Annotated in this window: 7 protein-coding genes and 1 riboswitch; of the genes, 5 read left to right on the plus strand and 2 right to left on the minus strand. The window is 72.3% G+C overall.

The window, feature by feature from the left end; translation table 11 throughout:
* Window positions 1-39: 39 nt before the first annotated feature.
* Entirely contained in the window at window positions 40-2,496 is a 2,457-nt protein-coding gene (locus tag AB4039_RS39695) for a DNA gyrase/topoisomerase IV subunit A (RefSeq protein ID WP_442273057.1), read from the minus strand.
* 239 nt (window positions 2,497-2,735) lie between these two features.
* Between AB4039_RS39695 and AB4039_RS39700 the strand changes: the two genes are divergently transcribed.
* The 4 genes from AB4039_RS39700 to AB4039_RS39715 all read left to right on the plus strand — a co-directional run bounded on the left by AB4039_RS39700 (window position 2,736) and on the right by AB4039_RS39715 (window position 7,541).
* Entirely contained in the window at window positions 2,736-4,079 is a 1,344-nt protein-coding gene (locus AB4039_RS39700; protein WP_266842879.1) for a M16 family metallopeptidase, read from the plus strand.
* 20 nt (window positions 4,080-4,099) lie between these two features.
* Window positions 4,100-5,467, plus strand: a complete 1,368-nt coding sequence (locus AB4039_RS39705) for a M16 family metallopeptidase (protein ID WP_442273059.1) — start codon at window positions 4,100-4,102, stop codon at window positions 5,465-5,467.
* A gap of 229 nt (window positions 5,468-5,696) precedes the next feature.
* Window positions 5,697-5,855: riboswitch (cyclic di-AMP (ydaO/yuaA leader) on the plus strand.
* A 12-nt stretch (window positions 5,856-5,867) separates the two neighbouring features.
* Window positions 5,868-6,668 carry a M23 family metallopeptidase gene (locus tag AB4039_RS39710; RefSeq protein WP_266842883.1) on the plus strand — a complete coding sequence of 267 codons (801 nt, stop codon included), beginning with the start codon at window positions 5,868-5,870 and terminating at the stop codon, window positions 6,666-6,668.
* 207 nt (window positions 6,669-6,875) lie between these two features.
* The gene (locus AB4039_RS39715; protein ID WP_266842885.1) at window positions 6,876-7,541 is read left to right on the plus strand and encodes a GntR family transcriptional regulator; all 666 of its coding nucleotides are present in this window, start codon (window positions 6,876-6,878) and stop codon (window positions 7,539-7,541) included.
* Window positions 7,542-7,806: 265 nt separating this feature from the next.
* Here AB4039_RS39715 and AB4039_RS39720 read toward each other — a convergent pair whose 3' ends face one another.
* On the minus strand, window positions 7,807-8,088 hold the full coding sequence (locus AB4039_RS39720) for an HPr family phosphocarrier protein (RefSeq protein WP_266842887.1): 282 nt from the start codon (window positions 8,086-8,088) through the stop codon (window positions 7,807-7,809).
* A gap of 209 nt (window positions 8,089-8,297) precedes the next feature.
* Between AB4039_RS39720 and AB4039_RS39725 the strand changes: the two genes are divergently transcribed.
* Window positions 8,298-10,198 (plus strand): GNAT family N-acetyltransferase (locus tag AB4039_RS39725; protein ID WP_442273058.1); only part of this gene is annotated, 1,901 nt, incomplete at its 3' end.

The raw sequence follows: 10,198 nt of genomic DNA on the forward strand, positions 1-10,198 counted from the left end.
GTCCGGGATCCGCACGGACCGCCCGCCCCGCACCCGCCGCTACAGCGCGCCGCCCGCCAGTGCCTGGACGTCGGCCGGCAGCGCGGCGCCCGAACCGTCGCGGCGCGGGTCCACCGTCGGCAGCGCGGCCGGAGTGCCGTTCGCCGAGGCGGCGCGGACCGGGGCGTTGCCCGCCCAGGCCAGCACCAGCAGGTCCTCGCCCTTCAGGAACCGCTGGCAGCGCACACCACCGGTGGCGCGCCCCTTGCGCGGGTACTGGTCGAACGGGGTGAGCTTGCCGGAGCGCACCGAGTCGTCCAGGGTGCCGTGCGAGCCCGCCACGCTGAACACCACGGCGTCCCGCGCCGGGTCCACCGCCGAGAAGTGGATCACCTTGGCGTTCTCGGAGAGCTTGATGCCCGCCATGCCGCCCGCCGGGCGGCCCTGCGGGCGCACCTGACCCGCCGGGTAGCGCAGCAGCTGGGCGTCGTCGGTGATGAAGACCAGGTCCTCCTCACCGGTGCGCAGTTCGACCGCGCCGACGATCCGGTCGCCGTCCTTGAGGGTGATGACCTCCAGCTCCTCCTTGTTGGCCGGGTAGTCCGGCACGACCCGCTTGACCACGCCCTGCTCGGTGCCCAGGGCCAGGCCCTGCGAGGACTCGTCCAGCGAGGTCAGGCAGATCACCGTCTCGTCGGCCTCCAGCCCGGAGACGAACTCCGCGACCGGGGCGCCGCCCGCCAGGTTCGGCGCGGCGTGGGTGTCCGGGAGCTGCGGCAGGTCGATCACCGACAGCCTCAGCAGGCGCCCGTAGGAGGTCACCACGCCCACGTCGGCCCGCGCGGTGGCGGCCACCTGCGAGACGATCAGGTCGTGCTTGGCGCGGGAGCCGCCCTCCTCCTCGGGCAGCGGGTCGGCGTTGGCCGTACGGGCCAGCAGACCGGTGGACGACAGCAGCACCCGGCAGGGGTCGTCGGCGACCTCCAGGGGGACCGCGGCGACCGCCGTGCCCGCCGACTCCAGCAGCACGGTGCGGCGCTCGGTGCCGAACTTCTTCGCGACGGCGGCGAGTTCGCTGGAGACCAGCTTGCGCAGCTCGCTGTCCGAGTCGAGGATCCCGGTCAGTTCGTCGATCTCGCCCGTCAGCCGGTCGCGCTCGGACTCCAGCTCGATCCGGTCGAAGCGGGTGAGGCGGCGCAGCGGGGTGTCGAGGATGTACTGGGTCTGGATCTCGCTCAGGGAGAAGCGCTCCATCAGGCGCTCCTTGGCCTGCGCGGAGTTGTCGCTGTCCCGGATGATCCGGATGACCTCGTCGATGTCGACCAGGGCCACCAGCAGGCCCTCGACCAGGTGCAGGCGGTCGCGCCGCTTGCCGCGGCGGAACTCGCTGCGGCGCCGCACGACCTCGAAGCGGTGGTCGAGGTAGACCTCCAGCAGCTCCTTGAGGCCCAGCGTCAGCGGCTGGCCGTCGACCAGCGCGACGTTGTTGATGCCGAAGGACTCCTCCATCGGCGTCAGCTTGTACAGCTGCTCCAGTACGGCCTCGGGGTGGAAGCCGTTCTTGATCTCGATGACCAGGCGCAGGCCGTGCGAGCGGTCGGTGAGGTCCTTGACGTCGGCGATGCCCTGGAGCTTCTTCGAGCCGACCAGGTCCTTGATCTTCGCGATGACCTTCTCGGGGCCGACCGTGAAGGGCAGCTCGGTGACGACCAGGCCCTTGCGGCGCGGGGTCACGTCCTCCACGGCCACGGTGGCGCGGATCTTGAACGTGCCGCGACCGTTCTCGTAGGCGTCCTTGATCCCGGAAAGACCCACGATCCGTCCGCCCGTGGGCAGGTCGGGGCCCGGAACGAAGCGCATCAGCGCCTCCAGGTCGGCCTCCGGGTAGCGGATCAGGTGGCGGGCGGCCGCGATGACCTCGCCCAGGTTGTGCGGGGCCATGTTGGTGGCCATGCCGACGGCGATCCCGGAGGCGCCGTTGACCAGCAGGTTCGGGTAGGCGGCGGGGAGGGCGACGGGCTCGCGCTCCTGGCCGTCGTAGTTGGCGGTGAAGTCGACGGTGTCCTCGTCGATCGACTCCGTCATCAGCGACGTCGCGTCGGCCATCTTGCACTCGGTGTAACGCATCGCGGCCGGCGGGTCGTCGTTGCCGAGCGAGCCGAAGTTGCCGTGGCCGTCGACCAGCGGCAGCCGCATCGAGAAGGGCTGGGCCATGCGCACGAGGGCGTCGTAGATCGAGGCGTCACCGTGCGGGTGCAGCTTGCCCATGACCTCGCCGACGACACGGGCGCACTTCACGTACCCGCGGTCGGGGCGCAGGCCCATCTCGTTCATCTGGTAGACGATGCGCCGGTGCACCGGCTTCATGCCGTCCCGGGCGTCGGGCAGGGCCCGGGAGTAGATCACGGAGTACGCGTACTCAAGGAAGGAGCCCTGCATCTCATCGACGACGTCGATGTCGAGGATCCTCTCCTCGAAGTCCTCCGGCGGCGGGGTCTTCGTGCTGCGGCGGGCCATCGCTGCGCGGCTCCTTAACCAAGGTTCGGGGTGTACGGGTGCCGGACGGGTCCGTCCGGGCGGGTGTCGACGCGGACCATTGTGGCCCGAGGCACCGACAACGCCGACTCCGACCCCGGGGACACCCCGGACGGAGTCCGGGGGCGGGTCCCGGGAACTTCTCCGGTGGCCGACGCGCTTGCATACAGTGGCAGGTCTGACAGAAATCTCTGCATCGCGATCGAAGGGACCACATGCCCATGGGTCACACGGCCACAGCTCAGGCCGGCTCCGGCGGCCTGACAGCGACCGAGCACCGGCTGGCCAACGGCCTGCGCGTGGTGCTGTCCGAGGACCACCTCACCCCGGTCGCCGCCGTCTGCCTCTGGTACGACGTCGGCTCGCGCCACGAAGTCAAGGGCCGGACCGGTCTGGCTCACCTCTTCGAGCACCTGATGTTCCAGGGCTCGGCGAGCGTGCCGGGCAACGGGCACTTCGAGCTGGTCCAGGGCGCCGGCGGCTCCCTGAACGGCACCACCAGCTTCGAGCGCACCAACTACTTCGAGACGATGCCGGCCCACCAGCTGGAGCTCGCCCTGTGGCTGGAGGCGGACCGCATGGGTTCGCTGCTGGCCGCCCTGGACGACGAGTCCATGGAGAACCAGCGCGACGTCGTCAAGAACGAACGCCGCCAGCGCTACGACAACGTGCCGTACGGCACCGCCTTCGAGAAGCTGACCGCCCTCGCCTACCCCGAGGGCCACCCGTACCACCACACCCCGATCGGCTCGATGGCCGACCTGGACGCCGCGTCCCTGGAGGACGCGCGCGACTTCTTCCGTACGTACTACGCGCCCAACAACGCCGTCCTGTCGGTGGTGGGCGACATCGACCCCGAGGTGACGCTCGCGTGGGTCGAGAAGTACTTCGGCACCATCCCGGCGCACGACGGCAAGCAGCCGCCGCGCGACGGCTCGCTCCCCGAGGTCATGGGCGGGCAGCTCCGCGAGGAGATCGTCGAGGAGGTCCCGGCCCGCGCGCTGATGGCCGCCTACCGGCTGCCGCACGACGGCACCCGCGAGTGCGACGCCGCCGACGTGGCGCTGACCGTACTGGGCGGCGGTGAGTCCTCCCGCCTGCACAACCGCCTGGTCCGCCGTGACCAGAGCGCCGTGGCGGCCGGTTTCGGTCTGCTGCGCCTGGCCGGCGCGCCCTCACTGGGCTGGCTGGACGTCAAGACCTCCAGCGGCGTCGAGGTGCCCGCCATCGAGGCGGCCGTCGACGAGGAGCTCGCGCGGTTCGCCGCGGAGGGCCCCACGGCCGAGGAGATGGAGCGTGCCCAGGCACAGCTGGAGCGGGAGTGGCTGGACCGGCTGAGCACGGTGGCCGGCCGGGCCGACGAACTGTGCCGCTTCGCGGTGCTGTTCGGCGACCCGCAGCTGGCGCTGACCGCCGTCCAGCGGGTCCTGGACATCACCGCCGAGGAGGTGCAGGCCGTGGCCGCGGCCCGGCTGCGCCCCGACAACCGCGCGGTGCTGGTCTACGAGCCGCTGCCCGGTTCCGACGAGTCCGACGAGAACGAGAACGAGGGGGCGGAGCAGTGAGCGACACCGCAGCCGTCACGATGACCTTCCACCCGCGCCCGCAGGCCGGCGAGGCCAAGCCCTGGGCCTTCCCGGCCCCCGTGCGCGGCACCCTCGCCAACGGCCTGACCCTGCTGCGCTGCCACCGCCCGGGCCAGCAGGTCGTCGCGGTCGAGGTCAACCTCGCCGCCCCGCTGGACGCCGAGCCCCAGGGCCTCGACGGGGTGGCCACCATCATGGCCCGCGCCCTGTCGGAGGGAACCGACAAGCACTCCGCGGAGGAGTTCGCCGCCGAGCTGGAGCGCTGCGGCGCCACGCTCGACGCGCACGCCGACCACCCCGGCCTGCGGGTCTCGCTGGAGGTGCCCGCCTCCCGCCTGCACAAGGCCCTCGGCCTGCTCGCCGAGGCGCTGCGCGCGCCCGCCTTCGCCGACAACGAGGTCGACCGCCTCGTGCGCAACCGGCTCGACGAGATCCCGCACGAGCTGGCCAACCCGCAGCGCCGTGCCGCCAAGCAGCTCTCCAAGGAGCTCTTTCCGGCCACGCTGCGCATGTCCCGCCCCCGCCAGGGCACCGAGGAGACCGTCGCGCGGATCGACTCCGCGGCCGTACGCGCCTTCTACGAGGCCCACGTGCGCCCCGCCACCGCCACCGCGGTGGTCGTCGGCGACCTGACCGGCATCGACCTGGACGCCGTGCTGGCCGACACCCTGGGCACCTGGACGGGGAACTCCGCCGAACCGCTGCCGGTTCCGCCTGTGACGGCCGACGACACCGGCCGCGTGGTCATCGTGGACCGGCCCGGAGCGGTCCAGACGCAGCTGCTGATCGGCCGGATCGGTCCCGACCGGCACGACATCGTCTGGGCGCCCCAGGTACTCGGCACGTACTGCCTCGGCGGCACCCTCACCTCCCGCCTGGACAAGGTGCTGCGCGAGGAGAAGGGCTACACCTACGGGGTGCGGGCCTTCGGCCAGGTGCTGCGCTCCACCGCCGACGGCAAGGGCGCCTCGATGCTCGCCATCAGCGGGTCGGTGGACACCCCCAACACCGGTCCGGCGCTGGAGGACCTCTGGAAGGTGCTGCGCACCCTCGCCGCGGAGGGCCTGACCGACGCCGAACGCGACGTGGCCGTGCAGAACCTGGTGGGCGTGGCCCCCTTGAAGTTCGAGACGGCGGCGTCCGTGGCGGGCACCCTCGCCGACCAGGTGGAGCAGGAGCTGCCGGACGACTACCAGGCGCGGTTGTACGCCCGGCTGGCCGAAACCGGTACGGCGGAGGCCACTTCGGCGGTCGTGAGCGCCTTCCCGGTGGACCGGCTCGTCACGGTCCTGGTGGGCGACGCCGCGCAGATCGAGGAGCCCGTGCGGGCGCTCGGCATCGGTGAGGTCACCGTCGTCACCAACTGACGTCCGTGGCGTCGGTGTTCGGGCTTCGGGGCCGCTCCGGCACCGGGGTGCGACAGGGGCCCCGGCGGTGTCACCGTCGGGGCCCCTGTTTGTCCGCTTTACAGCCGCGGTTGCGGTTATGTGGTGTGGCGTACGCAACAAAAGCGCTCGTCTGTTTGGCGATCGACTGATGATCCGCCTAGCGTCGCTCTTGCTGTCCGTCAGTTGTGCGCGCCGCACTCGCGGCACCGGGCAGCGATCGCCGAGTCCCCGTCAGGCGCGAGCCTGGGGAGCCGGGGACCCACATGTGTCCCTGGGGTGAATCGGACCACCTCGCAAGAGGGGCCCGTAGGAGACCTTCCTGCTCCGAACCCGTCAGCTAACCCGGTAGGCGAGAGGGAAGGAAAGGACCAGCCCCTTCATGGCGTTTGGCAGTCGTACCGCCGCTCCCGGCAAGCACCGTGGTTCCAGCCGTCTGAGCCGCAAGACCGCCGGCTACGCCGGCATAGCCGCCCTCGCCACCACGGGTGTGGTCGCCGCCGTCGCAGCCCCGGCCTTCGCCGCGGACAACAGCGCGCCCTCCGTCGAGGAGACCGGCCAGAACGCGGTCGTCGTCGCCGACGGCCTCCAGGACGACATCGAGGTCCAGGCCGAGTCCCAGCAGGTCGCCGCCGAGGCCGTCGCCGCCCAGGCGCAGGCCGAGGCCGAGGCCAAGCAGCGCGCCTCCGAGGCCAAGCGGGCCGCCGAGGCCAAGGAGAAGTCCGAGCGCGAGGCCGCCGAGCGCGCCGCCCGCGAGGAGGCCCGCAAGCGCCTCAACACCTTCGTGGCTCCCGTCGACGGCTCCTACGTCAGCACCCAGTACGGCGCGGGTGGCGGCATGTGGTCCTCCGGCAGCCACACGGGCATCGACTTCCACGCGGACGAGGGCACCTCCGTCCACGCCGTCGGCGCGGGCACCATCGTCGAGGCGGGCTGGGGCGGCGCGTACGGCAACAACATCGTCATCAAGCACAACGACGGTACGTACACCCAGTACGGGCACCTGCTCTCGCTGAACGTCTCCGTCGGCGAGAGCGTCACCGCGGGCCAGCAGATCGGCCTGTCGGGTTCCACGGGCAACTCCAGCGGCCCGCACCTGCACTTCGAGGCCCGCACCGGCGCCACGTACGGCACGGACATCAACCCGCTGGCGTACCTGCGCCAGCACGGCGTCGGCATCTGACCCGCACGCACCGCGCACACCGCGCACCTCCGCAGTACGAAGAAGGCCCCGGCTCTCCGAGCCGGGGCCTTCTTCGCGTCCCCCCGCCGCAGTGAAATGTTTCGGATATCGGGCCGACATCGGAAATTATCGTGTGCTGCAATAGAGTCGCAGCATGGTCAAGAATCCGGCGATGGCGCCGGCGGTGAATCCAGCGGAGGTCCGGCCTTGCGTATTCCTGCGCACGCGGTATGCACAGCGATCCGCGACGACATCGTCTCCGGTTTCTTCGGGCCGGGGGGCCGGCTGACCGAGGAAGTGCTCGCCCGCCGCTACGGCGTCTCCCGGGTCCCCGTCCGCGAGGCGCTGCGCACCCTGGAGTCCGAGGGCTTCGTCACCACCCGGCGCCACGCCGGCGCCTGCGTGGCCGAGCCGACCAGCCAGGAGGCCGCCGATCTCCTGGAGCTGCGGATGCTGCTGGAGCCGCTGGCGGCCTCACGGGCCGCCCGCCGGCGCACCGAGGCCCACCTGAAGGTGCTGCGCGGGCTGGTCAGGCTGGGCCGGGAGCGGGCCCGCAAGGCGCAGGGGGAGGACCTGCGGGCCCTGGGGGGCTGGTTCCACGAAACCCTGGCCCAGGCCTCCGGCAGCCCCGGGCTGATCGCCCTGCTGACCCAGACCCGGCACAAGATCGCCTGGATGTACGTGGTGGAGCCCCCGGCGCGGCCCGTGGACTCCTGGGCGGAGCACGGGGCGATCGTCGACGCGGTGGCACGCGGGGACGCGGAGCGGGCCGCGGCCCTCACGGCGCTGCACGCGGAACGGGCGGCCGCGGCGCACCGGCCGCGGGTGAGGACTTCGCAACCTGCCGTACACACGGCGAGCGGCCGGCATTAACAAAGGCCCCGTATACAAAAGGGTATGCCGCGTGCGGGCGAATTCGGCGTGCCGCTTTTCCTGTCGTGCGTAATTCCGCCGGCCGTCGCGATGTCCGTGAATTCCTCCGCCGCGCCCCGTCGAATCGCTGCGGCCGAATTCCTGCGGCCGAATTCCTGCGGCGGGCGTGTGATCGGACGCGTGCGGCCGACCGGGACGGAAAACAGTGAAGCCGCAGTCCCCGGGGTGGGGGGACTGCGGCTTCACCGGCACCGGACCCGAAGGGTCAGACGGTCTCCGGGAGCTCCTCGAGGCCCTCGGCGACCAGCTTCGCGAGGCGGTCCAGCGCGGCCTCCGCGCCGTCGGCCTCGGAAGCGAGCACGATCTCCTCGCCGCCCTGGGCGCCCAGGCCCAGGACCGCCAGCATGGAAGCGGCGTTGACCGGGTCGCCGCCCGCCTTCGCGATGGTCACCGGGACGCCGGAAGCGGTCGTCGCGCGGACGAAGATCGAGGCGGGACGAGCGTGCAGGCCCTCGGCCCAGCCGACGTTGACGCGGCGCTCTGCCATGGTGATGCCCTTCAGGTTCTTACGGTTGTCTAGACCAGTCTCTCACGACACCCGGACTCCTCGGACCGACTTCCGACCCGGATCCACCGCCGTTCGACCCTCCCCAGCTTGCACTGGTTCGCCCTGGTGTGCCGGATTCGCCGCGCGCGTGCGGTCCCACCCGTCGGGCACGCCGTCCACCGTGGCGCATCGCCCCTTAGGGTGGCTCCATGACCACCGCGTCGGACCCCTCGTACCCGGCCCACTGGGAAGCGGACGTCGTGCTGCGCGACGGCGGCACCGCCCGGATCCGCCCCATCACGACCGAGGACGCGGGCCGGCTGGTCAGCTTCTACGAGCAGGTCTCGGACGAGTCGAAGTACTACCGGTTCTTCGCCCCCCACCCCCGCCTCTCCGACCGCGACGTGCACCGCTTCACGCACCACGACTACGTCGACCGCGTGGGCCTCGCCGCCACCATCGGCGGGGAGTTCATCGGCACCGTCCGCTACGACCGCATCGGCCCCGACGGCCGTCCCGCCTCCGCCCCCGCCGACGAGGCCGAGGTGGCCTTCCTCGTACAGGACGCCCACCAGGGCCGCGGGGTGGCCTCCGCCCTGCTGGAGCACATCGGCGCGGTGGCCCGAGAACGCGGCATCCGCCGGTTCGCCGCCGAGGTGCTGCCCGCCAACACCAAGATGATCAAGGTCTTCACGGACGTCGGCTACCAGCAGAAGCGCAGCTTCGAGGACGGCTCCGTCCACCTCACCCTCGACCTCGAACCCACCGCCGAGTCCCTCGCCGTCCAGCGGGCCCGCGAGCAGCGCGCCGAGGCCCGGTCCGTCCAGCGCCTGCTGGCCCCCGGCTCCGTCGCGGTGGTCGGCGTCAGCCGCTCCGGATCCGGCGTCGGCTCCGCCGCCCTGCGCAACCTGCGCGACGGCGGCTTCCACGGACACCTCTACGCCGTCAACGAGGCCCGCGCCCCCGGCATGGAGGGGGACCTGCTGGACGGCGTACGGGCCTACCGCGCGGTCTCCGACATCAACGCCCCCGTCGACCTCGCCGTGATCGCCGTCCCCGCGGAGCGGGTCCCCGACGCGGTGGCCGCCTGCGGGGAGCACGGTGTACAGGGGCTGGTGGTGCTGTCGGCCGGATACGGCGAGAGCGGCCCGGGCGGACTGGCCCGCCAGCGAGAACTGGTGCGCCAGGTCCGCTCCTACGGGATGCGCCTGATCGGACCCAACGCCTTCGGGGTGATCAACACCGCCCCCGCCGTGGAACTCAACGCCTCCCTGGCCCCGGCCCCCGCCACCGCCCGCGGACGGATCGGCCTGTTCACCCAGTCCGGAGCCATCGGGATCGCCCTGCTGTCCGGACTGCTGCGGCGCGGCGAGGGCCTGTCGTCCTTCGTCTCCGCCGGGAACCGGGCGGACGTCTCCGGCAACGACATCCTCCAGTACTGGTACGACGACGAGGCCACCGATGTGGCCCTCATGTACCTGGAGACCCTGGGGAACCCGCGCAAGTTCACCCGCCTCGCCCGCCGCACGGCCGCCGTCAAGCCGGTGGTCGTCGCCCGCGGCGGCCGGCACACCCCCGCCGGACACCTCGTCCCGGGCACCCGGCTCCCCGACACCACCGTCTCCGACCTGCTCCGGCAGGCCGGCGTCATCCGCGTCGACACCGTCACCGAGCTCGTGGACGTCGGCCTGCTGCTGGCCGGACAGCCCCTTCCGGCGGGCCCCCGCGTGGCGATCCTCGGCAACTCCGAGTCCCTCGGCGTGCTCACCTACGACGCCTGCCTGACCGAGGGGCTGCGCCCGCTGCCCCCGCTCGACCTGACCACCGCCGCCTCCCCGGCCGACTTCCGCGCCGCCCTGTCCGCCGCCCTGGCCTCGGACGACTGCGACACCGTCGTCGTCAACGCCATCCCGTGGGTGAACGAGCGCGCGCTCGCCGACGACCTCGCGGAGGCGCTGCGGCAGGCCGCGGCCGAGGTGCCCGGCAAGCCCGTGGCGGTGGTGCACGTGGAACTGGCCGAGCTGGTCGCGGCCCTGTCCGCCGTCCGGGCCGCGCCCCCCGCCCCGCCCGCCCCCGCCCCGCCCGCCCCCGCCGAGCCGGACCCGACGAC

The organism is Streptomyces sp. M-16 (genome assembly GCF_052114405.1).
Classification (GTDB): domain Bacteria; phylum Actinomycetota; class Actinomycetes; order Streptomycetales; family Streptomycetaceae; genus Streptomyces.

Coding starts and splice junctions, on each gene's coding strand:
- AB4039_RS39695 (WP_442273057.1), bottom strand. CDS start 2,496: ATGGCCCGCCGCAGCACGAAGACCCCGCCGCCGGAGGACTTCGAGGAG.
- AB4039_RS39700 (WP_266842879.1), top strand. CDS start 2,736: ATGGGTCACACGGCCACAGCTCAGGCCGGCTCCGGCGGCCTGACAGCG.
- AB4039_RS39705 (WP_442273059.1), top strand. CDS start 4,100: ATGACCTTCCACCCGCGCCCGCAGGCCGGCGAGGCCAAGCCCTGGGCC.
- AB4039_RS39710 (WP_266842883.1), top strand. CDS start 5,868: ATGGCGTTTGGCAGTCGTACCGCCGCTCCCGGCAAGCACCGTGGTTCC.
- AB4039_RS39720 (WP_266842887.1), bottom strand. CDS start 8,088: ATGGCAGAGCGCCGCGTCAACGTCGGCTGGGCCGAGGGCCTGCACGCT.